Annotated in this window: 18 protein-coding genes and 1 pseudogene; 15 read left to right on the top strand and 4 right to left on the bottom strand. The window is 56.6% G+C overall.

Annotation, left to right across the window (positions count from 1 at the left end; all coding sequences use genetic code 11):
- Nucleotides 1-64: 64 nt before the first annotated feature.
- Nucleotides 65-1015 carry a helix-turn-helix domain-containing protein gene (locus P0D73_RS41195; RefSeq protein ID WP_408180327.1) on the bottom strand — a complete coding sequence of 317 codons (951 nt, stop codon included), beginning with the start codon at nucleotides 1013-1015 and terminating at the stop codon, nucleotides 65-67.
- A gap of 688 nt (nucleotides 1016-1703) precedes the next feature.
- Between P0D73_RS41195 and P0D73_RS41190 the strand changes: the two genes are divergently transcribed.
- The 6 genes from P0D73_RS41190 to P0D73_RS41165 all read left to right on the top strand — a co-directional run bounded on the left by P0D73_RS41190 (nucleotide 1704) and on the right by P0D73_RS41165 (nucleotide 10039).
- Entirely contained in the window at nucleotides 1704-2210 is a 507-nt protein-coding gene (locus P0D73_RS41190; protein WP_408180328.1) for a nuclear transport factor 2 family protein, read from the top strand.
- Nucleotides 2211-2345: 135 nt separating this feature from the next.
- Nucleotides 2346-3467 carry an alkene reductase gene (locus tag P0D73_RS41185; RefSeq protein WP_408289475.1) on the top strand — a complete coding sequence of 374 codons (1122 nt, stop codon included), beginning with the start codon at nucleotides 2346-2348 and terminating at the stop codon, nucleotides 3465-3467.
- A gap of 143 nt (nucleotides 3468-3610) precedes the next feature.
- Nucleotides 3611-6085: an ATP-binding cassette domain-containing protein gene (locus tag P0D73_RS41180; RefSeq protein ID WP_408180330.1), complete on the top strand. Its 2475-nt coding sequence runs from the start codon at nucleotides 3611-3613 to the stop codon at nucleotides 6083-6085.
- 89 nt (nucleotides 6086-6174) lie between these two features.
- Nucleotides 6175-7110 (top strand): ABC transporter permease, encoded by a 936-nt coding sequence (locus tag P0D73_RS41175; protein WP_408180331.1) that lies wholly within the window; start codon nucleotides 6175-6177, stop codon nucleotides 7108-7110.
- A gap of 256 nt (nucleotides 7111-7366) precedes the next feature.
- On the top strand, nucleotides 7367-8434 hold the full coding sequence (locus tag P0D73_RS41170; protein WP_408435614.1) for a porin: 1068 nt from the start codon (nucleotides 7367-7369) through the stop codon (nucleotides 8432-8434).
- 261 nt (nucleotides 8435-8695) lie between these two features.
- Nucleotides 8696-10039 (top strand): MFS transporter, encoded by a 1344-nt coding sequence (locus P0D73_RS41165; RefSeq protein ID WP_408435612.1) that lies wholly within the window; start codon nucleotides 8696-8698, stop codon nucleotides 10037-10039.
- 131 nt (nucleotides 10040-10170) lie between these two features.
- Here the strand turns inward: P0D73_RS41165 and P0D73_RS41160 are convergent, their stop codons facing one another.
- Together P0D73_RS41160 and P0D73_RS41155 are read right to left on the bottom strand one after the other, a co-directional pair.
- Nucleotides 10171-10401 (bottom strand): DUF4148 domain-containing protein, encoded by a 231-nt coding sequence (locus tag P0D73_RS41160; protein WP_408435610.1) that lies wholly within the window; start codon nucleotides 10399-10401, stop codon nucleotides 10171-10173.
- A gap of 287 nt (nucleotides 10402-10688) precedes the next feature.
- Nucleotides 10689-11342, bottom strand: a complete 654-nt coding sequence (locus P0D73_RS41155) for an EthD domain-containing protein (protein ID WP_408289421.1) — start codon at nucleotides 11340-11342, stop codon at nucleotides 10689-10691.
- Between the two features lie 425 nt (nucleotides 11343-11767).
- Between P0D73_RS41155 and P0D73_RS41150 the strand changes: the two genes are divergently transcribed.
- The 3 genes from P0D73_RS41150 to P0D73_RS41140 all read left to right on the top strand — a co-directional run bounded on the left by P0D73_RS41150 (nucleotide 11768) and on the right by P0D73_RS41140 (nucleotide 15348).
- Entirely contained in the window at nucleotides 11768-13528 is a 1761-nt protein-coding gene (locus P0D73_RS41150; protein ID WP_408289418.1) for an FAD-dependent oxidoreductase, read from the top strand.
- Nucleotides 13529-13703: 175 nt separating this feature from the next.
- Nucleotides 13704-14498, top strand: coding sequence for an IclR family transcriptional regulator (locus tag P0D73_RS41145; protein ID WP_408289415.1), 795 nt, complete (start codon nucleotides 13704-13706; stop codon nucleotides 14496-14498).
- A 586-nt stretch (nucleotides 14499-15084) separates the two neighbouring features.
- On the top strand, nucleotides 15085-15348 hold the full coding sequence (locus P0D73_RS41140) for a BON domain-containing protein (RefSeq protein WP_408180386.1): 264 nt from the start codon (nucleotides 15085-15087) through the stop codon (nucleotides 15346-15348).
- A gap of 96 nt (nucleotides 15349-15444) precedes the next feature.
- Here P0D73_RS41140 and P0D73_RS41135 read toward each other — a convergent pair whose 3' ends face one another.
- The gene (locus P0D73_RS41135; protein ID WP_408180338.1) at nucleotides 15445-16221 is read right to left on the bottom strand and encodes an SDR family NAD(P)-dependent oxidoreductase; all 777 of its coding nucleotides are present in this window, start codon (nucleotides 16219-16221) and stop codon (nucleotides 15445-15447) included.
- Between the two features lie 543 nt (nucleotides 16222-16764).
- On the opposite strand from P0D73_RS41135, the gene P0D73_RS41130 reads away from it, so the two are divergent.
- The 6 genes and pseudogenes from P0D73_RS41130 to P0D73_RS41105 all read left to right on the top strand — a co-directional run bounded on the left by P0D73_RS41130 (nucleotide 16765) and on the right by P0D73_RS41105 (nucleotide 23459).
- Complete coding sequence (locus P0D73_RS41130) at nucleotides 16765-17976, top strand: porin (RefSeq protein WP_408180339.1); 1212 nt, start codon at nucleotides 16765-16767, stop codon at nucleotides 17974-17976.
- Between the two features lie 63 nt (nucleotides 17977-18039).
- A pseudogene (locus P0D73_RS41125) lies at nucleotides 18040-19077 on the top strand (ABC transporter substrate-binding protein); the annotation flags it as partial.
- 231 nt (nucleotides 19078-19308) lie between these two features.
- Nucleotides 19309-20217: a branched-chain amino acid ABC transporter permease gene (locus P0D73_RS41120; RefSeq protein ID WP_408435626.1), complete on the top strand. Its 909-nt coding sequence runs from the start codon at nucleotides 19309-19311 to the stop codon at nucleotides 20215-20217.
- Nucleotides 20214-21998: a branched-chain amino acid ABC transporter ATP-binding protein/permease gene (locus P0D73_RS41115; protein WP_408435608.1), complete on the top strand. Its 1785-nt coding sequence runs from the start codon at nucleotides 20214-20216 to the stop codon at nucleotides 21996-21998. The genes P0D73_RS41120 and P0D73_RS41115 overlap by 4 nt, the downstream gene beginning before the upstream one ends.
- Before the next feature lie 11 nt (nucleotides 21999-22009).
- Complete coding sequence (locus tag P0D73_RS41110) at nucleotides 22010-22720, top strand: ABC transporter ATP-binding protein (RefSeq protein ID WP_408435606.1); 711 nt, start codon at nucleotides 22010-22012, stop codon at nucleotides 22718-22720.
- A 49-nt stretch (nucleotides 22721-22769) separates the two neighbouring features.
- A complete protein-coding gene (locus P0D73_RS41105) occupies nucleotides 22770-23459 on the top strand; it encodes an EthD domain-containing protein (protein ID WP_408180342.1) in 690 nt (229 codons plus the stop codon).
- The last annotated feature ends 239 nt before the right edge of the window (nucleotides 23460-23698 follow it).

Below are 23698 nucleotides of genomic sequence, written 5' to 3'. Positions count from 1 at the left end.
GGGCATCGAAGAGGCGGCAAGCAACAAGATGCCGCCTATCGACTCCCGTGCTTGTTCCATTCGCCTAGGCGGCCCGCTGCTTGACCAACGTGTTCGGCGCGATTCCGTATGTTCTCTTGAACGCCCGGCTGAAATGAGAGAAGTCGCTGAAACCGCACGCTACCGCAACGTCGGCGATGTGCTGAGCTCGGCCTTCAGTAAGCGACGTGTGACTTGCTTCTAACCGTTTCTGCCAGAGCCAACGGGCAGCAGTCGTACCGTGGGCCGCAAAAATTCTGTTCAGCGTGCGACGTGACACCCCTATCGCATCGGAAACCTTCTCAACGTCCAGCTCTGAGTCACTCAGATTTGCCTGAATGTAGTCTTTCGCCCGTTGAAGGACATTTCCGTGGCGTTCCAGCATCCCTTCTGCGCCACGGAACTCGGTTTCGACAGAGGCCGCGAAAATGTCGACAACAGAAGCAGATAGTTTGGCTGCTGCGCAAGGTTCCAGGTCTGCGTCCACGCTGGCAGCGCCCTTGATAACGGCTGCCGCGAGTGCTCCCATCGTCGACTGCCCGTCAAGCGCAATGGCGGTGAGTCGTTCGGCAGCAGACAGTCGGCAGAGCATCTGCTTGCGCGGAATTTTCAGCAGAATGATTCGGTAGTCGGTGGAAAAACTATATTTAAAAGCGCGCGCCGTGTCATAGAGCACGATGTCGCCGACCTTCTGAGCCGTATGGCGACCGCTTTGCTCGAGCGACGCGCTGCCTTGCACAAGCAGGCTCGCCAGAAACTCATCACTCGGGCTCCGGCTGAGGTCGCTGGACGTCCTCACATATTGAAGCCCAGGTGCCGCGATGTCGCCCACGCCAATATTGCCAATCGGCTTTTGGACAACGCGTGCGCTGAAGACGTCAACAGCGTCCTGGAACGACGGAAGGTCGACGTGACAGTAGAGACGGCAGATGACGTCATGATAGTAGGCCAGTCGTTCGCGGGCCAGCACTGCGGACGTGTCGAACTGTTCAATCATAGCCGGGCACACCTCTAAAGAGCTCTCGCGACTTCAGGTCGCGAACAGAAAACTTGCATATATACAAATTAGATTGAAATGATTGAATTTCATATTCGAGCAAACCCGGACTGAATAACCGACTGGAGCGTCCGCTTACCCGGGCTAGCCGTCGATAGGTGACGGCAGTCCCGCGTATGGGTCGCAGTCCCGGTGGTCCCGGACAATTGCCCAAACCGAGCCAGGCGAGTCTGAGCGGTCCACAGGCTTCCTGGGTGGCGCAATCGGTCCAGCAAATCTGTCGTGCCCAGTCGCGAACGGGCGATTCAAGTCTCATATATTCGTCACAAAGAGAGCAGGAATCCGCGCAAGCAGGACTCCGTCTCGTATACAAGGAGACGAAAGTGCGACTTCACATGGGCATCAGCAATGCGGAACGCCCGCATGGGCTCGACGTTCCGTTGTGCGCATGCAGCAAATCCATGGCCCGGTGGTCACTGTCCCCTCGCTTGTTTGGGCGGTCACACACAACGCCAATCTTGTACCTCTCACTCGTTCGTTAGTTTGAAGCGTCCCTCACTCGCCAGCGCGTTTGCGTGCTGAGCGGCCGGCTGGAATCGCAATTAGGTGCATCGCTTCGACCCGCACCGGTTACGGACAAGGCAATAGTGCCTGTATGCGACAACCATTGTTTAACTAGGAGACAGTCATGGAAGGGTCCCAGTTCACACAAGCACAGCGCTTGGCAAGGCTCGAAGACATCGAAGCCATCAAGTATCTGAAAGCCAAATATGCCGAGCACCTGGATGACGGCTACAACCCGGAAGGTGTTGCGTCGCTGTTTGTGAACGATGGCCTGTGGGTCATCAAGGGCGTCGGTGGCGAAGCCAAGGGTAAAGAAGCAATCAAGGAGCACTGTCGCAACTTGTCGGCAAACATCACCTGGGCGTTGCACAACATCGTTTCGCCTGCTGTAGATATCGACGAAGACGGTCGTCACGCGAGCGCGTCGTTCTACCTTGTGTGTTTCGTCTCCATGGCGCCCAGCGACCAAAATCCCCAAGGCGAAGCCGTCTTCATTGCGGGCAAATACAAAGACAAGCTCATCAAAATCGATGGCAAATGGTATTTCGAAGAAATCACCGGCGTCGTTCAACAGTCATCTCCATGGACGGACGGCTGGGTGAAAAACCCCTTCGTCAAGGAGACTTGGTGACCAAGCATGAGCATGCGCGTGGGCGGCGGCTCGTGTCTGCTCCCAAAGGCGTCCAAACAGCAGGTACCAACCATCGCGTCATACGACGTGCGTGGAGTGACCAGATATTCAGTCAAAGCGAACGAAGGAATTGAGATGAGCCCACTATTGAATAGCTACGACATGGGTGATATTCCACTGGCGAACCGTATAGTCATGGCGCCCATGACACGATGTCGTGCAAGAAGCACGGCGCCTGACGCGCAAACAGTCTTGTATTACGGCCAACGGGCTGGCGCGGGGCTGATTATCAGTGAAGGCTCGCAGATTTCGGCGGAGGGTACCGGCTATCTTTACACGCCCGGAATCTACACGCCCGCGCAGATTGATGGCTGGAAGGCGGTTACGAAAGCTGTGCATGACAAGGGCGGCAAGATGTTTGTCCAGTTGTGGCACGTTGGCCGTATGTCCCATTCCAGTTTGCAGAAAGACGGCGCACCTCCCGTCTCGTCAGTTTCAGTCGCCGCACAAGACAGTAACTGCTATGCCTACGGTGAAAGCGGCGAACCGGGCCCTGTTCAGGCAAGTCAACCGCGCGCGCTCGAAACAGCCGAAGTCGCACGCATTACTTCTGACTTCGTCACGTCTAGCGTTGAAGCCATGCGGGCTGGGTTCGATGGTGTCGAAATTCATGGCGCGAACGGCTACATATTTGACCAGTTCACGAACGGAGCGCTCAACAAACGCGCCGACCAGTATGGCGGCAGCACCATGAATCGGCTGCGTTTCACCCTCGAGACCGTCGACGCTTTGGCGACCGAAATCGGCAGCTCCCGCGTTGGTATCCGGATATCCCCGTTCGGCCGACTCTATGACATGCAGCCTTTTGATGACGAAGAGAACACGTGGCTGACGTTGGCAAACGAATTGAGCAGGCGGAACCTCGCCTATGTCCATCTCAGTGACCAGACAGCGTTCACTGGTGCTGGTATCGAAAGGGAGTTTCTCGGAAAGTTTCGCGACGCCTACAAGGGCACGCTAATTCTGACCGGTGCTCTCGACCAGGAAGCCGGAGAGGAGCTTGTCGAGCTCGGACTCATTGACCTGGCAGGTTATGGACGTCCTTTTGTTTCTAACCCTGACCTCGTCGAGCGGTTTCGCAACGGATGGCCGCTCAGTCCGGTCGATTTGCCGACTCTCTACACAGGAGGCGAAAAAGGATATGCCGACTATCCGGCATACACCGAGGAACTCGAGTCAACCTCGGCATCCAATTAACTGGCGTTTCTACAGGAAAAGTTCCACCGGTGGTGGTTACGGGTTGAGGAACTGACAGTCGGGAGTTGCCGTGCCCGTGTCGGCAAAGGTTGAAAAACTTTCAGCCTAGTCGCGGGTTAATTAGGTAGGGGCAGGAGAGGAAAATGGAAACGAAGATAGCACTGCAGGTAGGCCACATAACGAAGGTCTTCCCTGGCGTTAAGGCACTGGACGACGTTACGTTCGAAGTAGCCGCCGGAGAGGTGCATGGTCTGGTCGGCGAAAACGGCGCAGGGAAATCAACCCTGATGGCCGTCGCCTCAGGCGCGTTGCTCCCGGAGGAAGGGCGCGTTGTAATCAATGGTGTGGAAACAAAAGGCGATACCGAGAAAGCCCGGACGCTTGGGCTTGCCATCGTGCGTCAAGAACCTGCCTTGATGCCTGATTTGACCGTTGCGGAGAATCTTTATCTCGGTGTATCCGAAGCTCAACGTCCGTCGCTCCTGCGGACCACGGCATGGGCGCAACGACTGCTCGAGCAGTGGAGCGATGACGTCGAAATCGACGCCTCCGAGCGAGTGGTTAGTCTCAATCCGGAGCAGCGATTCATCGTCGAGATTGTTAAGGCGCTCGCCACTAACCCGAAAGTTCTGGTGCTGGATGAGCCGACGGAGCATCTGCTGGCCGAGGACGTGAAGCGGCTTTTTGAGCGCATCCGGAAGGTAACCGCAGGCGGTTGCGCTGTCGTGTATATCTCGCATCGGATACGTGAGGTGCAGCAGATTGCAGACCGCCTCACCGTGCTCCGCGATGGTCAAGGTCAGGGCACCTACGATGCGTCAAATCTGAGTGAGCAACAGATTGTCGAGCTCATTGTGGGCGGTGCACTAGACCGGGAGTTTCCGCCAAAGGCTACTGGCGGACGCGCAGAAATCGTTCTCGATGTTGTCGGATTGCGAGGCACCGGCTTTTCCGACGTTTCTTTGCAGGTCAAGAGAGGGGAAATCGTCGGCCTGGCCGGGATTGATGGAAACGGTCAGCGGGAATTCATGCGTGCGCTCGCCGGCTTGAACAAGAGTCGAGGTGGCGTCACCGTCAACGGGAAAAGTGCCTCATTGACGAACTCGCAGGCCGCAACACGCAGCGATATTCGATACCTGCCGGGCGACCGTCACCGCGAAGGTATTTTCGGCGACTTGTCCGTCCGCGAAAACTTCTCATTGCGCAGTCTGTCATTCGACACCGTGCGTGGTCTGGTACGTCCAAAGAGTGAGGGACGTCGGGCGAGAGAAGCCGTATCGAGTTTCGCTGTGAAGACGCCAACCATCGAGACTCCAATCCGCTCGTTGTCGGGTGGCAACCAGCAAAAGCTCGTTCTCTCCAGTGTGCTCGCGAGCAAACCGAAGGTGCTGCTCGTCGATGAACCCACGCAGGGGGTCGATATCGGCGCACGGATGGAAATCTACAAGGTGCTTAGGCAAGCCGCTGCTGCTGGTACCGCAGTTATTGTGGTGTCGTCTGACGCGCTGGAAGTTGCTGGCTTGTGCGACCGCGTCCACATTTTCTCGCGAGGTCATATCGTCAAGGAATTGCGAGACGGCGGGGTGAGCGAAAGCAACATCACCTCCGCGGTTCTGACAGCCACGACAGAGCGCGAGCGAGGCTCGGCTAGCATCTCCTCGTTCTGGAAATGGGCGGCGGGCGACTGGGCGCCGCTGGTCATGCTCGCCCTCGTTATATGCATCCTTGGCGTCTACGCGACGCATGTCAACGAAACATATTTGTCGACTCGTAACCTGAGCGGGATGCTCGCGCTGGTTGCGACCCTCGCAATCGTCTCGTATGGACAGCAGGCACTCATGCTTGTCGGCGGTATCGACCTCTCGGTCGGGCCACTGATGGGACTGATGGTGGTTATCCAGTCTTTCTTTCTCAACGACGGAGCGCCGTTCGGCCAGCAGATAGAGGGATGGATTATCGTTTTTGTGGTTGCCGCATGCGTCGGTTTCGTCAACTGGTTGCTCGTGGACCCCTTCCGGTTGCATCCGATGGTTGCGACGCTCGCCACATATATGGCTCTTCAGGCTGTATCACTTCTGCTGCGGCCAATCCCGGGGGGACTTATTGCAGATTCAATCGTTGACGGAATCGGTACCCAACTTGGTTTCGTGCCCGTTATCGCGATTCTCGCAGGTATTGTCGCGCTCGCACTGGAATTTGGACTGTTCCGGTCGAGGCTTGGTCTGGCATTTCGTGGGGTAGGGTCCAGAGCAGAAGCGGCGCGCATGGCCGGCGTGCGTCCGCACCTCACGTTGCTGACTGCGTACATGGGGTGCTCGCTCCTTGCAGGCGTTGCTGCGGTACCAATGATGGCTCAAGTTGGCTCAGGCGACCCGAGTGCAGGGGGCAACTACACTCTGGCAAGCGTAGCAGCGGTGGTAATTGGCGGAGCAAGCCTGTTCGGCGGTCGCGGGTCATTCATCGGCGCATTGCTAGGTGCGCTGCTAATTACTCAGGTCAACGTCGTTACATCGTTCCTTGACCTTGGCGACTCGTGGCAGTCGTATCTGCTGGGCGGGATGATTCTCGCGTCGGTAGCCCTCTATTCCAAGAGCAGAGAAATGGCGGTGGCAAAATGAGAAATGTAACGACTCAAAATCGCGCTGAGGCGGTTCAGCATCTCCCACATCAGACTCCACAGCTACCGCGCCCGAAGGTGCATCCGGCCATGGGCGAGTTCTCGTGGATTTGGGTTGGGCTCGTGCTGCTGTTCGTAATCAGTGCGGTGGTCGCGCCTGGCACCATGACCCGTGGCTCGATTCTGGCGATGCTGCCGTTCGCTGGCATCCTGGCAATCGTCGCCACTGGCCAGACCCTCGTCATCCAACAGCGAGGTCTCGACATGTCGGCGACGGGAATGGTTTCCCTCGCTGGCGTTCTCATGGCCAGGACGGGCTTCGGGTTTGATTCGATAGCCCTGGCTGCGATATTCACGGTCTGTGTTGGCGCGCTCGTCGGAATGGTCAACGGAGCGTTGGTCTCGCGACTCGCAATTACGCCGCTTGTTGCAACGCTGGCCGTAAATGCGCTGCTTATCGGCGCCGTGCGTTCCCTTACCGGTAACGTGCCGGTCAACGTTCCGCCCATCATGCAGAACATCTCACACGCACAGATTGTGGGCCTTCCGGCGAACGTGCTATTCGCATTCGCTTTCGTAATTACAGCGTGGGTCATAACGCGGAAAACAGGCATCGGGCGTCGATTTGTCGCTGTCGGTGTCAATCCACGAGCGGCGGAAGCGGCGGGTGTGCGGGCCTTGAAATATCAGATTGGTGCGTACGTAGCGTCGGCGGTCTGTTTTTCTGCTGCGGGCATGCTGCTCGCCGGATTTATCGGTAGCGCGTCTCAATCGTCTGGTAACGACTATCTGATGCCAGCCATCGCCGCAGTGGTCGTTGGTGGCACCCCGTTCACTGGAGGCAAGGGGAGCGTTATTGCTAGCGCGGTCGCGGCGCTGTTCATGGCCCAACTAGGTCAGATGGTGCTTGCGCTCGGAGCAGGTACGGCAGTTCAGTTGCTTGTTCAAGCTTGCGCCATCCTCCTTGCGACGACGGTGCGCTATCTCCCGGCGGCGCTGCGCACCTTCCGTGCCATCAAGAGCTGACATGCTCAGGCGCGCCCTATCCAGTAAGGATGACGCCTATTTTTCCGTGACGGCCGAAGGGCGAATTGCAGATTAGTGCGATTGCATAGCGGATTAAGAAGATAAACGCAGACGTCCGGGAATTTACGTGCGTCCGCGTTCCTTGTCGAATGCCGTTGGTGCATTTGAGAAGTTGAGCTGGAGAGGTGATTGCACCGGCCCGTTTAGAGGTCGGAGGGTAATCTGGAGATTCTTTTTCGATATTAAGGATAACGAAATGAAAAGGGTAATCGCTGTTGCGGTTCTGACGGTTCTGGCGGTTTGCAACGCGCGCGCGCAAAGCAGTGTGACTTTGTACGGGCGTGTTGCATCCGGCCTAGACTTTGTGTCGAATGTGGCGACGGCTGATGGTCAATCGAAGAACAACTATCGATTCGGTAGCAATCAGTACGGGATTAGCTGGTGGGGGTTGAAAGGCGACGAAGACCTCGGAGGCGGGTTTCATGCGGTGTTCAACCTTGAAAGCATGTTCACGGCTGGCACGGGGTCGCTACCAGATTCCAGTCTGTTCAACCGCTACGCCTACGTCGGGCTGGCGAATGAGACCTACGGCAGTCTTTGGGCCGGCCGCGTGATGAGTCTCACTGATGAAACCGGCTTTTACATCGACCCTTTCGGTGAACAGGCGACAGGCATTGCCAACTTCGCGAAGGGTCGCGCGTGGGGCTCGCGAGCCAACACGGTGACGTATAACTCGCCGAAATGGTCTGGTTTCTCGTTTCGCCTGCAAAACGGGTTCGGCAATGAGGCAGGGAATTTTCGCGGAGGACGACAATTTAGCGCGAGCGCTACCTATTCCATCGGTGGGTTCAACGCCTACGGCGTCTACGAAGAAATCCGCGATGCAGACGGTAAATTCTCAAGTCTCTACAGTGCCTCGCGCGAATATATGGCTGGTGCGACCTATCAGCTGAGTGCGCTCAAGTTCTACACGGGGTACCAACAACTGGTTTCGTCGGGAAAAGACACGGTCCTTGATGCTACGAACCCCGTCGGCGCGACCCGAAACCAGCAAGAATGGCTTGGCGCAACATATCAGGTCAACGCCGCCTTGGCGTTCCAGGCCGCGTGGTTCCACGGCAACGTCAATCACGGCGGCGGAAGTGGCAATCTTGGCGTCGTCGGCACGACGTACAACCTTTCCAAGCGTACCTTCCTATATGCAACGTTCGGCGCCATGTTCAACGGTGGCAGCGCAGCGTTTCCTGTTGAGACGGCCGACCAGTTGCCGCTTCCGGGCCACAATCAGCAAGGTGGCTACTTCGGCATGATGCACTACTTCTAAAAGATTGCATGGCGTAGCCCGAGCTCGCGAGCCCGCGTAGTGGTGGCTCGCGGGGCGCGACATCCGGCTCGCCGGAACGTCGAGCACAGCGATAGGTAGAAACGATAATTATACATATGCGAAGTCGCACGTTATTATCAAATCCCGGGTGACGAGCGTACCACGGTGCGATTGCTTCCGCGATGCTGCGGCGGCGCTTGCTTCGATGTGTCTATCGGGTTCGCCGGCGTATGGAAATTAACTGCGCTGTGGAGCTCACCCATGACTATGCCGAGTTCGGTCCACGCTGTTCCGTTACCGCCGGACCAGCCCTCTGTCGCTGCGGCGGATGACCACCTTTTCAGAAAGGTGGCGCTGCGAATCATCCCGTTTCTATTCATCTGCTATGTGGTTGCCATTCTTGACCGAAACAACATCGGTTTTGCGCAGTTGCAGATGAAGCACGACCTGTCGCTGACGGACGCGATGTACAGCCTGGGGGCCGTTTTCTTCTTTTGCGGCTACGTGCTGTTCGAAGTTCCCAGCAACATCCTCCTGCATAAATTTGGGGCGAGAAAAACGTTTGCGCGAATTATGTTTCTTTGGGGGGCGGTGTCAGTCCTGATGGTATTCGTCTCGAGCACCACTCAGTTCTACGTGCTTCGATTCCTCCTCGGTGTCTTCGAGGCCGGATTCTTCCCAGGCATCGTGTTTTATTTGACGTTCTGGTTTCCTTCGCGTCGGCGCGCACAACCGCTGTCCGTGTTCTATGCCGGCGTAGCCGTTGCCGGTGTGCTTGGCGGGTTGGTGTCCGGATGGATTATGAAGGGCATGAACGGCGTTCACGGCGTTCACGGATGGCAGTGGATGTTCGCTATTGAGGGCGCTCCAGCGATTTTCCTGGGCCTGATTGCGCTGTTTTTCCTGAAGGATGGCCCCGCGAAAGCATCGTGGCTTTCCTCAGACGAGAAGCGCCGACTGGAAGATGTGCTGTCGCGTGAAGGAGTAGTTGGGAAAGCCGGCCACTCACTCCGCGAAGCCTTGAGCAACCCGCACGTTTACCTCTTCGCATTTGTGTACTTCTGTCTCACGTCGGCAATCCTTCTACTGTTGTTCTGGATGCCAACGATGATTAAGGAGTTTGGCGTTCTGGACATTGTCCAAATCAGTTTGTATTCGGCCATTCCGAACGCAATCGGTGCCGTCGGTGTGATAGTCATTGCCCGCCATTCGGATAAGTACAACGAGCGTAAGTGGCATTTCATCGTCTGCGCGCTGGGGGCGGCTGTGGCGCTTGCGTTACTGACGGTGCACAACAATAGTTTCGTCCTGTCGATGGCACTGCTGACGGTCTGCGCAGTTTTCGTGTACGCAGCACATCCGATTTTCTGGTCGGTACCGTCATCATTTTTTCGCGGGTCAGGCGCTGCTGCCAGCATCGCGATGGTCAGCAGCGTGGGGGTGTCGAGCGGAATGATTACGCCATATCTCATCGGCCTCATCAAGACTTACACGGGCAGTATGAGTAACGCTTTTTACTTCATCGCGGTCCTGCTCGCCATTAGCTGTGGAGTAATGGCATACGCGCTCCGCTCACAAGGCGCGGTTCACCTGCAAAAAACGTAACCGAGGCGGCTCGTCTGCCGCAGGCGGGTCGCCGAAGGTCGGTGACCCGCCATAGCCTTTTTTCACCGTGACGAAGCCGGTGCGTCACGGAGCGGGAGCACGAGGCAACACATGTCTGGTGTTTGCGCGAGTCAGCGTTTCTTTTCGAACTGGCTGTTCGCGCGCTCAGACTGGACGTGGCGCTCTGCCGCCTGAATATTGTCGGGGTAGTGCACCCAATCTTGGGGCGAATAGCCAGCCCGGTGAAGCGCTTCCAGTTCAGAAACAACCTGTGCTCGGGTCAACTGGGACGAAGGTTCCGCAGCAAGGCACGAAACACTGACTAACATTGCGATGGCCGCAGCAAAAAGCTGAAACTTCATGAAGAACGGTCCTTTTAAGTTGCCGGGCGAGCGGGTCGCTTACCCGTTGCGCAACTATATGACCGTTTGGATTAGGTAAAAACCCTAGTGTGCCGAATTCACTGTTTGCCAGCCTTGAACAATTTGCGCGCGACGCAACGTCCGCTATTCACCAGATTGGAAAGGCCGGAAGGAGGTGATAGTGGTTCGAGCAGGCAAGCACGGAACGGACGGCTCGAGCCTGGCACATCGCGGCGAATGTGCGTCGCTATTGCGAGGGCATTCGCCGCTAAGGACCGAAGGGCCGCTTACTTCACAACCAGCGTATTGATGAGATATGCAGCGGCGCGGTCACTGACGGAAAGAAGTGCCCGCTCATAACGGCCGCCAGATTCGAAAGCCGCGTGAGCATCAGCAACGTTCTCGAACCAGAGCGAGACGAGGGCATCTGGGGGGCTTGGCTCTGACCAAAGCCGCTCCCTACTGGCTGTGCGGCTTGTCCAGTTGAAAGCGAGTCTCGCAGGTGACCTTTGAGCGTCGTTTGCATCCTTGACTGCCATTCTGAGGTCCGACTTTGATGCAGCGGTTTTCATGACCGCTAGAACGATAACTTTGACCCCCTTGGGCTCCGTCTGCTCCTCGTCGTTTTCCACGACACACAAGGACCATCCACGCAGGAAGTTTGGCTCATCCTCCGGGATGTACTTGCTGCCGACTGCCGATGATTGTGCTTCGTGCATGACGTTCTCATTTTCAAAGCATAGTTCGACTACACCATCAACCTGAAAGCAGCCGTCGTCATCGGACAGCTGCCAGAGAACCTTGTCTACCCGGTTCTGCGTGTAGCTGGAGATGCCGTTCATACAGAGAGCGAGTTCGGCATGGCAGCCGGCCCAGTACGCACGAAAGTCGCTGACTGACGTCCCGTCTTTGCGTGCAAGCAGCGTCATGCGTTTAATCATACTGTCTCCATCGTTGAGATTTGGTTCGAAATGGCGCCGCCATATGGTGCACCGGTTCATCGAACCAATTACTTCCCTTCCACGCTGCGCGCAGCAGACGCTAAATCCAGGTCGTAGCGCGCTTCGTAGAGGTCAGCATTAGGGACACTTTCGCGGTGCAGCCGCTCGGCCGCGGGACGTCAATGCGAGATTGCATACACGCATACAGATACTGCATATGTGAAAAATCGCCTGTTTTAATGTTATCTCAAAAGTCCAGTCTTCGAGTGCGTTGCGGGGGTGTGGAAACCGCTAGGGATTGTACTTATGCAAACAAAGTGGCACATATTTAATTGTGGCGTATCATGGTTGTATGCCAGTGGAAACTGGGAAAGACAGACTGAGGGCGCACTGGCTTGCCGCGTCTTCGCTTTTGGAGGTGCGCGATGAATCAGGACAGCGAATATTTTTGCGACGTACTTGTCGTCGGCTCGGGGTGTTCCGGAATGTCAGCCGCAATTACGGCCGCCTTGGAAGGACTGAAGGTTCTTGTTATTGAAAAGGAACCGAAGTTCGGAGGCTCGACGGCAAGGTCGGGCGGCTGGCTGTGGATTCCGAACACTGCGCTCGCCAAGGTGCAAGGCATCCACGAGCCGGAGGGTGCCGCTCGCACGTATCTGCAGCACGAGGCCGGCGAAAGTTTCGATGGCGCGCGCGTCGACGCTTTCATTAAGAATGGACCCGAAGCCGTTAGTTTTTTCACTTCGAAGACCGCGGTCCGTTTCGATATGCCACTCGTGTTTCCTGACTATCATGCCGAGGCGCCAGGCGGAACGCAGGGCGGGCGCTCAATGGTGACGCGGCCGTTCGATGGTAGAGAGCTCGGCGCCCTTATCAAGGACCTTGCTCCGGCTCTGCCCGAGCTGACCGTGTTTGGGATGATGCTTGGTTCGGGCAAGGAGATTGTCCACTTCATGCGGGTCACGAAGTCCGTCAAGTCCGCGTGGTACGTGACGAAGCGTCTTTCAAAGCATTTTGCCGACGTCATCAAGTATGGCCGTGGCATGACTCTGACCAACGGGAATGCGTTGGCCGGACGACTGACTAAATCATTGATGGACTTGAATGTGCCACTCTGGCTGAACACGAAGGCGATAAACCTCACGAAGGAAAATGGTCGCGTGACGGGAGCGCTTCTCCAGCGGGGCGGTTCCAAAGTGAGGGTCGTCGCCAGTCGTGGCGTCGTGCTGGCAAGCGGTGGCTTCCCGTACGACATCGAAAGACGTAAGCAGCTTTTTCCGCACGCACCGACTGGCAACGAGCATTATTCGCCATCGCCGAGTGGCAACACTGGCGACGGGCTTCGCATGGCTGAGGCGGTAGGCGGCCAGGTGTCAACGACGCTCCCGAACGCCGCCGCTTGGGTTCCCGTTTCGACGTTGACGCGAAAAGATGGCTCGACCGGCATCATGCCTCACTTCATTGACCGTGCAAAGCCAGGTGTCATCTCCGTGCTCCGGGATGGCCGTCGCTTTACGAATGAGGGCAACTCCTATCACGATTTTGTGCAGGCTTTGGTCAAGGCATCGACTCCAGGTGAAGAAATTTCGGCCCACCTCATCTGCGACCACAAAACGCTACGCACATATGGTCTGGGAAGTGTTGCACCATTCCCGATGCCGATTGGTCGATATCTGCGTGTTGGATACCTTACCCAGGCATCTTCGATTGAGGAACTGGCTAGCAAGATTGGTGTTGACGGTTTGAGCCTGAGAGAGACCGTGCGCGCGTTCAACACGGAGGCTGAACAAGGCCGCGACCCAGTCTTCGGAAAGGGCAGCAAAGCCTACAACCGCTACCAGGGTGATGCGCTCCGTTCGCCGAACCCGTGTGTTGCCCCTATCGAGAAGGGTCCGTTTTATGCAATCAAAATCCGCATTGGCGATATTGGGACATTCGCTGGGCTGAATGCAGACTCTTCGTGTCGCGTCCTGGACACCACGGGTAGCCCTATAGAGGGGCTGTTTGCGGTTGGCAACGATGCCTGCAGCATCATGGGAGGCAATTACCCGGGAGCTGGCATCACGCTGGGGCCTGCTCTGACCTTTGGCTACATCGCAGGGAAAACAATCGCAGCGACTGACGATTTGACACAAGAGCTTGTTGCTAACACGGCGATGACAAAGCTTGCCGTCGTAAATCATTGAGGTTCGTGTAACGGTGCTCCAAGGCGCGAGTGTTGCCGTGGTGGAGAAGGGTGTGCCAGGCGGCTTTTTTTTCTCGCGCCCTCGTCAGTCGGCATTTCTCTACAGTAGCAAAGCCGGCTCAACGGCTGCGCGGTAATCGTCGCACCAGAGGACGTACGGTCCGGAGGAGTTCGTCATGGGGGCGAACGAACGTTTAACGGGACAGGTTGCGGGCGCCGCCAAAGAGCAGCGGGGTATCCATGCGATGGAGGTCGGAGGGCGACTATTACGCCAACTTGCCGATGCTGGACAGCCAATGTCCATGGCCGCGCTAAGCGTCGCGACCGATATTCCAATGAATCAGGTTTTCACTTATCTAGTGAGCCTGACGCGCACGGGCCTCGTCAGACGCGACGCGTTGACCCATCGTTACGAGCCGGGCGCTCTGTCCTTGACCTTCGGGTTGCATGCGCTTGCTCAAACGTCGCCACTGCGCGAGACTTTCCAGCGCACACTGGATTTGGCGAAGGCAACGAAATATGGCGTGCTTGTTGCGGTGTGGGACGACCGCGGGCCAACCGTGGTTCAATACGTCAGCCCGGAGGTTCCTTTGCATACAGGCATGCATGTCGGGGCGGTTATGTCGATGGCGCATACAAGTACAGGTCGAACGTTCGCGGCTTTCATGCCGAAGGGGACAGTGGAACCGATGCTGATGTGCGACGTTCGAAAGCGCCATGGTGCTGGGAGCGGGCCGACGCCTGAAGAGCTTGAGCATTTATTGGCCGAAGTCCGAGAGAAGCGCCTGTCGCGGGCGGACGGATTGCCGATACCCGGAGTCAGTAGCCTAAGCGTTCCTGTGTTCAATCAGTCGGGTCGGATAGTTCTCGCTATTACCGCATTTGATAAGACGGGCATCCTTGATATTTCCGGCGACGGCGGGCCGGCTAGATTATTGACGACGCTCGCAGGCGAACTCTCGTCCTTATAGAGTTGAAGACCTCATGGCGCGGCTATCCGTCACCTTCGGCGCTCGCTCGCGGGCGTTGTAGTCGACAACCCCGTTGCTGTATAGCCTTGCCGGCGCGCCTGTCGAAGCCCCTTGTCGTCTCATGCCGTCGGGCGGAACGAGGCTCCTCGGGTGATGACGTGCTCTTGGCCGTTACAAACAATCAAAATTGGCGCGAGAGGTCCAGCAGAAAGTATTCTGCCGCCATACATTCTCTTTGCCGGCGAACAAAGCCCTAGATTGTGCCGTTCGCAGCGGCTCCGTTGCGCGGCTTCGAAACCCGTTAGTCGATGGGCTACAACTATTGGAGTTCGATGCAGTGAGGTCGAAGACCGTTGTCTCGGGTCGCTCTTTTGGGGCACATATCTGGACGCGATACAGTGGTCCATTGGTGCGAACCTGAGTCACGCAAAGCCTACAGCAAGGGCTTGTCCGCGGAAATTAAAAACATACGTTGGTTTGGAGGCATGGAGTGAAGACGACAGACACAATTTGCGTAGTCATTGGCGTGGCAATCGGTATCGCATCGGCCAACGTAAGTGCCCAGGGCGGGTCGGGCAGCGAGACGATGTCAACTGCTAAATCTGCAAGTCAGGTCCCAACGAGCAAGTCGGCAGACCGCGCGCTCCAGAAGCGGGTGCGTGCGGCCTTAACGAAGGCCAAGGATGTCACAGCGTCCAACATTACGGTCCGGGCACATGGTGGAGCAGTGATTCTGGAGGGCTCGGTGCCTGACCAGGATGACATCGATAAGGCAGCCGCGGTTGCGAAAGGGGTGTCGGGCGTTACGTCGGTGAAGAACGTTCTTACCGTACGGTCTCCGGGACAGTAGGGCGACAGGAGGTGCTGGAACGTTGTGAATGGGCGGTGGCCCCACCTCACATTGAAGGGTCCCCGCTTTCGGGACCCTTTTTCTTTGGACGACTTGTCAGATTGCGAGGAAACCGCCGTCTACAGGCAGCGTCACGCCTGTGATGTAGCGTGACATATCGGACGCGAGGAAGACGGTGGGACCGACGAGGTCCTCGGTTTGCCCAACGCGACCCATTGGTATGCGTGCCATGAACGCCTCCAGACGAGTGGGGTTATCACGAGTCGCCGCTGTCATGGGCGTTTCAATAACACCTGGCGCGAGGGCGTTCACTCGCACGCCGAACGGTGCCAACTCGGCGGCAAGTGACTGCGTGAACATCTTGATTGCGCCCTTCGAGGGCGAATAGCCAAGACTGCCACCCTGTCCTGCATAGGCCGCGATAGATGCAACGTTGATGACAACGCCCTTTGTAGCCTTGATAGCAGGCATGAAAGCGAGTGTCACGTTGAACGTGCCCTGCACATTGACGTCCATAACCTTCTTCCAGTTCTTCGCCGCGTTCGGGCTTGACGAGTTCTCCCGAATGATGATGCCTGCGTTGTTCACGAGCAGGTCAACCTCGCCAATCTCCTTGCTAACCTTCGCAGCAAGGGCGTAACACGTTTCGTCATTGGTCACGTCCAGTTCGAACGCCCATGCTTCGTGGCCTTCCGCGCGGATGAGCGACGCTGTCTCTTCGACCTGAACGAGATTGATATCGCTGACAACAACCTTTGCGCCGGCCTGTGCGAGTCCAAGCGCAAGTGCGCGTCCGTTGCCTTGGCCTGCTCCAGTGATAAGGGCGAGCCGGCCGTCGAGTAAAGACGGGGCGATTGAGCGATTGAACGACATACATTCTCCCTAGGGTGTTTTAGGGTGGCAACGAGGACGCCACGCTGAGTCAAATCTATATTACACATTAACATATAATGTAGTATAGGTGTAATTACCATAGCTGAGAAATCGCACCGACATCCGCGCTACTTCGCCTGCCGAAACCTTTTACGAACGCCGCAAGGGAAGAGGGCACAACCGCCTCTGCACGAGCTTGGCGGTTTGACCCCATAAGATTGCTCGCCCAAATTTTCCCTCGATAGGGATTTGCACCTATGCAAAACATATGGCGTATATATAATTTCGTGACGTAGTATTCGCTCATCGAAGGTCGCCCCGCAGATGCTGAACAGCACACTACTGGCCTTGGTTAGCACAAGACGCCAGTGGGGTATTCGAGCGGCTTCTTGCCTCCCTGAACCATATAGAGGCCCGATTCAGCGCATTCGCATTCTTGCGTGACATCCGGAGGAGAACCCTGCCGGCGGTCTGACATAGGGCGAGATGAATTTAGGTCAGACGCAACAGAGCGGGGCACTCAGCGATATCACAGGAGATTTGATGTTGACCAAATCGTTTCACATATGCGTACTAGGGGCCGTGGCAGGGCTCGCGGTAGCGCCTGTATTTGCACAGTCGTCCGTCACTCTGTACGGAATCGTCGACACGTCCATCACGTATCAAAACAGCCAGACGACTTTAGGCTCCACGACGCCGGGACACTCGAATGTCCGGATGCAGTCCGGCGTTTGGAATGGCAGTCGTTGGGGCATGCGCGGAACCGAAGATTTGGGTGGCGGGACACAGGCGCTCTTCGTTCTGGAGTCTGGCTTCAATTTGGCCACGGGTGGACAGCAATTTACTAACGCAATGTTCGGTCGTCAGTCGCGCATTGAATTGTCCAATAAGTCGTATGGTGCGGTCTCAGTCGGCCGGCAATACAGTGCCTATTACACGATGCTCGCACCGTGGGTCCCGGCTCTTTATCAGACCGGGTACGGTTCCCATCCGGGCGACCTCGACGGACTGGACACATACTATCGGGCCAACAGTGCGATTGTGTACACGACGCCGACACTCTATGGTTTTACGGCGAGCGGTGAATACGCGCCTGCAGGCGTCCCGGGGAGTTTGAATCAAGGGTCCACGTGGAGTGCTGGCCTTCAATACAAGGGCGGCTCCTTAGGTCTCGCAGCGGGGTTTTGGCGAATCAATAACTCCACACCTGGTGGCGGCCCCTACGGAGCTGAATCCGCCGTGAATTCCTCCGGACAGCAGGGAGTGTCGGCTATCACGAATGGCTACAACCAAGCTCAATCACAACAACGCTTCGCTGTCGACGGCGGGTACATCTTCAATGACGCTTGGGACATTTCGTTCGCGTACTCGAATGTCCAGTATATCCCCGGCATAAATTCGAAGTTCACGGACACGGCGGTTTGGAACACTGCGGGAAGCGTGCTCCATTGGAAGCCGTCTGCGCCGCTGGACCTTGCAATTGGCTATAGCTACACCTGGGCTTCGAAGGCGAACAACATCTCGGACGCGGCCAAATATCATCAAGTCGTCCTGTCTCAGTATTACGCTCTGTCCAAGCGGACGGGTCTTTACGCGCTCCAAGGGTATCAGCTTGCCTCCGGCAAGACGCTTGGTAACCCGGGAACGGGCGCCGTCATCAATGCAACACCTGCGATTGGCGACAGCTTCCAAGGTACGCCCGGGGCGAGCCCCTCCATGCTGGCGGTAAGTTTTGGCATTGTCAGCAAGTTCTAGTTAGCGAGCTCACAAGGGGACCAGTGTTCCGTTGTGATTCAGGGGTAATGGGCTGGAGACATCATGAGAGCAATTCGTATCATTGCTGTGGCACTCGCTATTCTGAGCCTCAGTGCGGCGGCTTCGTCTGTTTCAGCGCAAGACGTCAAGATTGGCTTCAACGGTGACCTGTCGGCATCGCCATCGGCGCAAAGTGGACAGGCTGCGGTCCTTGGCATGCAGGCAGCGATTGACGACATCAACGCGAGCGGAGGATTGCTTGGTCGCAAGCTGGCCTTAGTGGTGCGAGACGACATATCGCAACCACCGAAGTCCATTCAAAACATGTCCGACCTGATTGACAACGAGAACGTTGTAGCGGTTTTCGGACCAACAAACTCGGGCAATGCGATGGCATGGAAGCATATCGTCAATCAGAAGAAGATTCCGGTTCTCGATAACGTCTCCGCAGGCACCGACATCACGGCGCCCATGAGTGCTGGCGCAGAAAACTATATGTTTCGTGTTTCTATGGTCGACCGCGAGCAGATTGCTGCGCTGATGGCGTACGTCAGGAAGAGCGCAGGGGCGTCGCAAAAGGTTGGCTTCATGGCGGAGACCACAGGATATGGTCAAGGCGGCTTACGCGACATGAAAGCCATGGCCGAGTTACAGGGTGTCCGACCGGTCGGTACCGAGCAGTTCGGCGTCGGAGATACGGACATGACGTCGCAGCTCAATAAACTGAAGGCTGCTGGAGTTGACACAGTCATTATCTGGGCACAAGGCACTCCTATCGCTCAAGTCATGCGAAGCATGGAGAAAATCAACTACTACCCGCGAACCCTGACCTCCTGGGCTGCCGACAACATCACCTTTTACGACGCGGCAGGCAAGACGCTAGCCGAGAAACCCCTTTTCCTGCGCACGGTAAGCGAAAATCGTACGCCAGAGCAAGACAAGCTCTTCGCACGGGTCGGCTCTCAATTGAAGGCACCGAGCTCCTTTTCGTTCGCGCTTCATGGTTACGACTCGGTGTTGATTTTGGCGCAAGCCATCAAACAGGCCCACAGCACCGTCGGCTCTGACGTCCGAGTCGCCCTCGAGAATCTGAACACTCCGGTTCATGGTCTGCTTAAGACGTACAGCAAACCCTTTAGCAAGCTAAACCACGAGGCGCTGGTTGCGAAAGACCTGGTCTGGGTTCATTGGAAAGATGGCAAGTTGATTCCTTACGCCGATGCTGTCATTGCCTCTCTGACTGCCGTAGATTATAGGAGTCAAAAAGCGGTTGATAACGTCAGGGTTGCTCCGATTCTGACGCCTCAAAATGCGGATACTTCGAAAGCGCTTTTGCAAGCGCTCATTAGTGGCCTTGCTATCGGGGGCGCTTATGCGCTGGTGGCTCTAGGATTCAGCATCACCTTTACTACGACCAAGACGCTCAACTTCTCGCATGGAGAGTTTGTTTCGGCTGGCGCCTTTATCGGCATGAGCGCAATGCTCTTGCTTTTGGGGAAACCGGTAACGGCGACCACTTTCGGAGGTGCGGTTCCCAGCGTAACAGCACAGTTGCTGGCGCTGGTTGCGGCCCTCGTCGTAATGGGTGGCCTCGGATGGCTCCTCTATGTGCTCGGCGTTCGACCCTTCGCGAGGAAGCCGGGGATGGTGTGGGTCATGAGCACTCTGGGGTTTGGAGTAGTTCTCGAAAGTATCGGCCTTGCCATCTGGGGTCCGAAGCCCGTCGTCGTGCCATCCCCAGTGGGAGATTCGGTCGTCCAGTTCATGGGTGTGGGTGTGCGGCCTCAAGAATTGGTTCTGCTCGGAGTGGCTGTAGCCGTGATGATTGTGTTTGACCTGGTAATGAGAAAGACCATGGTCGGAAAGATGATGCGTGCGGTCGCAGCAAACGGCAGCGTGGCCAGTCTGATGGGCATCAACACAAACGCCGTCATGATTGGTGCCTTCGTGGTCAGCTCTGCGTTGGCGGGTCTTTCTGGTTTCCTCATAGCTCCCATCACGCAGGCGTCGCTGTTTATGGGGTTGACTATTGGCCTCAAGGGATTTTCAGGCGCCATGATTGGCGGTCTCAACAACCCTCGGGGCTGCGTCATTGGCGGCTTTGCTTTAGGGGTGTTTGAGTCCACCGTCAATCTGTGGCAGGCGCAATGGCGTGAGATTGCGGTGTTCGCGGTAGTCATTCTCGTCCTTGCTTTTAAGCCCACGGGCCTCTTCGGAAGCAGACTGGTGGAGAAGGTATGAAACGCTACTCACACATCCTTTCGGTTTGCGCTATCGCAATCGTCTTGATTGCCGGTGCGCTGGCGGTAGGGAACGATTACTACCTGCACATTGCATTCATGATGTGCGTCTATTACCTGTGCGCAGCTGGTATGAACGTCTTGGTTGGCTTTGCCGGCCAGAAGTCGCTAGGGCAAGCAGGGTTATTTGGTGCCGGCGCCTACGCGGCGGCGCTCCTGACATCACAGACCGGACTCAATCCCTGGATTGCGATGGCACTCGCTACGGCGGTCGCCGGAGCCTGCGGCGTGCTCATTGCATTGCCCTCACTTCGAGTTAAAGGACCTTACCTCGCAATGGTCACTCTCGCGTTCGGGATTGTTATCGAGCGGTTGGTGAGCGACTGGACCGATGTTTTTGGAGGCGCTCAAGGCATTTACGGAGTACGCGGTCCTCAGTGGAACGGTCAGCCAATGACGTCGGCACAATGGGTCTGTGTAGCGGTCGCTTTTTGTGCGATTACGCATTTGCTGCTACGCAATTTCTTGCGTGGACGATTCGGTCGGGCATTCCTGTCACTTCAGGCAGACGAGATTGCATCGTCGGCGGTGGGCGTCCGAGTGTATCGCGCTAAGGTCATCGCGTTTGTCATCGCGGCAATCACGTGCGGTCTTGCCGGTGCCATGGTTGCCCAGCAAAACCAATACATCAACTCGGACTTCGTGTCGTTTCAACTTTCTATCTTCATTCTTCTCTTAGTCCTTTTCGGTGGAGCAGGAACGAGGCTTGGCCCGGTCGTTGGCGCAGTGATGCTGACTTTGTTGGACGCGCTGCTTGCACGCTGGCCGTCGGTTCAGCATGTGCTGTATGGCTTGCTATTACTTTTCGCGCTCTATGCAATGCCTCATGGCGTGGTCGGTACGGTGTCGAGTTTGTTCGCTCGCAAAGCGTCGGCAGACAATTCCTCGCTGCATTCTCGTCCTTCTAGTCAGGTGACCACACTTCTGAGGAACGCTCGGTCGAGCGGCGAGGAGTTGCTATCGGTTGGGAACGTCTCGAAATCCTACGGAGGCGTGAAACCGGCGCAGGAAATCTCGTTCTCTCTCAAGCGCGGTCACATTCACGCGCTCATCGGTCCAAATGGGGCGGGTAAGAGCACGATGATAAACATGGTGACAGGAATCGTTAGACCCGATTCTGGCTCCATTAAATTCAATGGGGTGGAAATTTCCGGTAGGCCGGTCCACGCCATTTGCTGGTTGGGGATGGGACGTACGTTCCAAAATTTGCGGCTCTTCGCCGACTTGTCGGTGCTCGACAACGTGATGCTGGGGCGTCATAGCCGCATGAAAAACGGTATCTTCGCTTCAATCGTCGCGTCGCCCCATGCTCGCCGAGAGGAAGAGATAACGAGGCAGCGTGCGCTCGAATTGCTTGAGCTAGTCGAACTTGGTCATCTGGCGGGCCGACCGGCCGGCAGCTTGTCTTATGGACTTCAACGGAGGGTCGAACTGGCGCGCGCGCTCGCCACTGAGCCTCAACTGTTGCTTCTTGACGAGCCAGCAGCGGGCCTGAATCCGCAGGAGACCGCCGAACTTGGCCAGCTCTTGCTTCGCATAGGCAAGCAAGGGGTAAGCATTCTTATGGTGGAACATCACATGGACCTCGTCATGTCCATATCTGACCACGTCATAGTGCTTGATTACGGGGTCAAGATTGCCGAAGGCAAGCCGTCCGATGTGCAGACCAACCCGCGAGTCGTTGAAGCCTACCTGGGCGTCGACGAAGCTGAAGCAGCGTAAAAGGAGGGCCTATGCTCAGAATCGACTCGGTCAAAGTGTCATATGGCGCCATCCATGCTGTTAAAGGAGTGAGCCTGGAGGTTCGCGAAGGGGAGGTGGTGACAATCATCGGCGCGAACGGCGCCGGAAAGAGCAGCCTTCTCAAGAGCATCGCGGGGTTGCAGGCGGTATCGTCCGGCCGTATTTCGGTGGGTGGTCGCGATTGCACTCAATTGCCGCCGCACTTGAGGCTGGGCTTGGGTATCGCACTTTCGCCGGAGGGGCGCGGAGTTTTCCCTGACCAGACGGTGCGCGAGAACCTCTTACTTGGTGCGTATTCTCGGAAGCAGTCTGCCGCGACAACGGGGGAGGCTATTGAGCGAGAGTTTGACCGCTTTCCTCGGCTGCGCGAGCGTCAGAACCAGCTGTCTGGAACTCTCTCAGGCGGCGAGCAGCAAATGCTCGCCATTTCTCGGGCGCTGATGAGTCAACCGCGCTTGCTCCTCCTCGATGAGCCTTCGCTGGGACTGGCGCCGCTTGTCATCCGGGACATCTTCATTGCGATTCGAAAGTTGCGCGACGAGGGACTCACAATTCTCCTCGTTGAGCAGATGGCCAAGCAGGCTCTTGCCGTAGCTGACAGAGCATATGTGCTCGAGGTCGGAACCATCACCTTGGAAGGGTCCGGCCGCGAGCTGCTGAATGACCCCAAGGTCAAGGCCGCCTACCTCGGCTCACATTGAGAGCGGCCACATCAGTCGGCTTCGTACCTTTACACATCTGGGAGATTTAATGAGTACGGTCAGAATGGGCTTGATTTCAAGGAAGCCTGATTGGTCCATCGAGCATTTCCAGCAGCATTGGCTCAACCACCATGGTCCGCTTGTGAAGAATGCACCCGGCCTCAGTCAGTACCGACAAAACCACGTTGTAGACAGGGTGCAAAGAGGTATCGATTTCGCGCGGGAGCCCTGGGAGTTCGACGGTTTCTCCCAACTTTGGCTTTCTGACCCCGGTAAGCCGTTTGGCGATGGCGAACTTCCCAAGCAGATTCGCGCTGATGAAAAGCATTTCCTCGGAACGCTCAACATCGTGACCGTTGAACAGACGACGGTCGTCGACGTCCCGAGCGATGAGGTCCGGTGCCGCGTGAAGAAGAGAATGTCTCTGATTCGACGTCGTCCCGAACTTTCCGAGCAGGACTTCCTGAATGAATGGAAAGTGCACGCGGACTGGGTTTGCACGATGCCAGGGGTGCTTGGGTATCGTCAGAATGCAGTGGTGCAGCGCGAGGTACACAAAGGAGTACCAGCCAGTTACGATGACATGCCTATCGATGGAATCGTCGAGTTCTGGTTTGAAGACGCAGACTCATTGCAGGAGGCTTTCACCTCGGAGGCTGGTCTCAAAACAATGGCGCACGCGAAGACATTTTTATCCGGAATCACAGCCTTTCTCGTGAAGGAGCACCGAATCATTTGAAGGGCCAACGAGGGTCGGCCAGCGATACGCGGCGACGCTGGCCACCCACGTTGTCAACGTTTGTGCTCAGACAGGAATCGAAAATGCCTAGACACTTTTCCCTTCGGTCGGGGGAGAGTGACCGTTTTGAGATTAGGAACCTGCGTACGGTGCATAATCGATGTAGCCCTCTGCGCCGCCACCGTAGAAGGAGTTCGGGTCCGCTGGAGTCAACGGCCAATTGTTTTGTAGCCGGGCAA

The organism is Paraburkholderia sp. RL18-101-BIB-B, from assembly GCF_046026985.1.
GTDB lineage: Bacteria > Pseudomonadota > Gammaproteobacteria > Burkholderiales > Burkholderiaceae > Paraburkholderia.
Note: the sequence above shows the minus strand (reverse complement) of the source record. Positions and strands in the feature narration are given on the sequence as shown.

Coding starts and splice junctions, on each gene's coding strand:
- P0D73_RS41150 (WP_408289418.1), top strand. CDS start 11,768: ATGAATCAGGACAGCGAATATTTTTGCGACGTACTTGTCGTCGGCTCG.
- P0D73_RS41160 (WP_408435610.1), bottom strand. CDS start 10,401: ATGAAGTTTCAGCTTTTTGCTGCGGCCATCGCAATGTTAGTCAGTGTT.
- P0D73_RS41140 (WP_408180386.1), top strand. CDS start 15,085: ATGTCAACTGCTAAATCTGCAAGTCAGGTCCCAACGAGCAAGTCGGCA.
- P0D73_RS41180 (WP_408180330.1), top strand. CDS start 3,611: ATGGAAACGAAGATAGCACTGCAGGTAGGCCACATAACGAAGGTCTTC.
- P0D73_RS41190 (WP_408180328.1), top strand. CDS start 1,704: ATGGAAGGGTCCCAGTTCACACAAGCACAGCGCTTGGCAAGGCTCGAA.
- P0D73_RS41195 (WP_408180327.1), bottom strand. CDS start 1,015: ATGATTGAACAGTTCGACACGTCCGCAGTGCTGGCCCGCGAACGACTG.
- P0D73_RS41185 (WP_408289475.1), top strand. CDS start 2,346: ATGAGCCCACTATTGAATAGCTACGACATGGGTGATATTCCACTGGCG.
- P0D73_RS41145 (WP_408289415.1), top strand. CDS start 13,704: ATGGGGGCGAACGAACGTTTAACGGGACAGGTTGCGGGCGCCGCCAAA.
- P0D73_RS41155 (WP_408289421.1), bottom strand. CDS start 11,342: ATGATTAAACGCATGACGCTGCTTGCACGCAAAGACGGGACGTCAGTC.
- P0D73_RS41110 (WP_408435606.1), top strand. CDS start 22,010: ATGCTCAGAATCGACTCGGTCAAAGTGTCATATGGCGCCATCCATGCT.
- P0D73_RS41105 (WP_408180342.1), top strand. CDS start 22,770: ATGAGTACGGTCAGAATGGGCTTGATTTCAAGGAAGCCTGATTGGTCC.
- P0D73_RS41115 (WP_408435608.1), top strand. CDS start 20,214: ATGAAACGCTACTCACACATCCTTTCGGTTTGCGCTATCGCAATCGTC.
- P0D73_RS41130 (WP_408180339.1), top strand. CDS start 16,765: ATGTTGACCAAATCGTTTCACATATGCGTACTAGGGGCCGTGGCAGGG.
- P0D73_RS41135 (WP_408180338.1), bottom strand. CDS start 16,221: ATGTCGTTCAATCGCTCAATCGCCCCGTCTTTACTCGACGGCCGGCTC.
- P0D73_RS41175 (WP_408180331.1), top strand. CDS start 6,175: ATGGGCGAGTTCTCGTGGATTTGGGTTGGGCTCGTGCTGCTGTTCGTA.
- P0D73_RS41170 (WP_408435614.1), top strand. CDS start 7,367: ATGAAAAGGGTAATCGCTGTTGCGGTTCTGACGGTTCTGGCGGTTTGC.
- P0D73_RS41165 (WP_408435612.1), top strand. CDS start 8,696: ATGACTATGCCGAGTTCGGTCCACGCTGTTCCGTTACCGCCGGACCAG.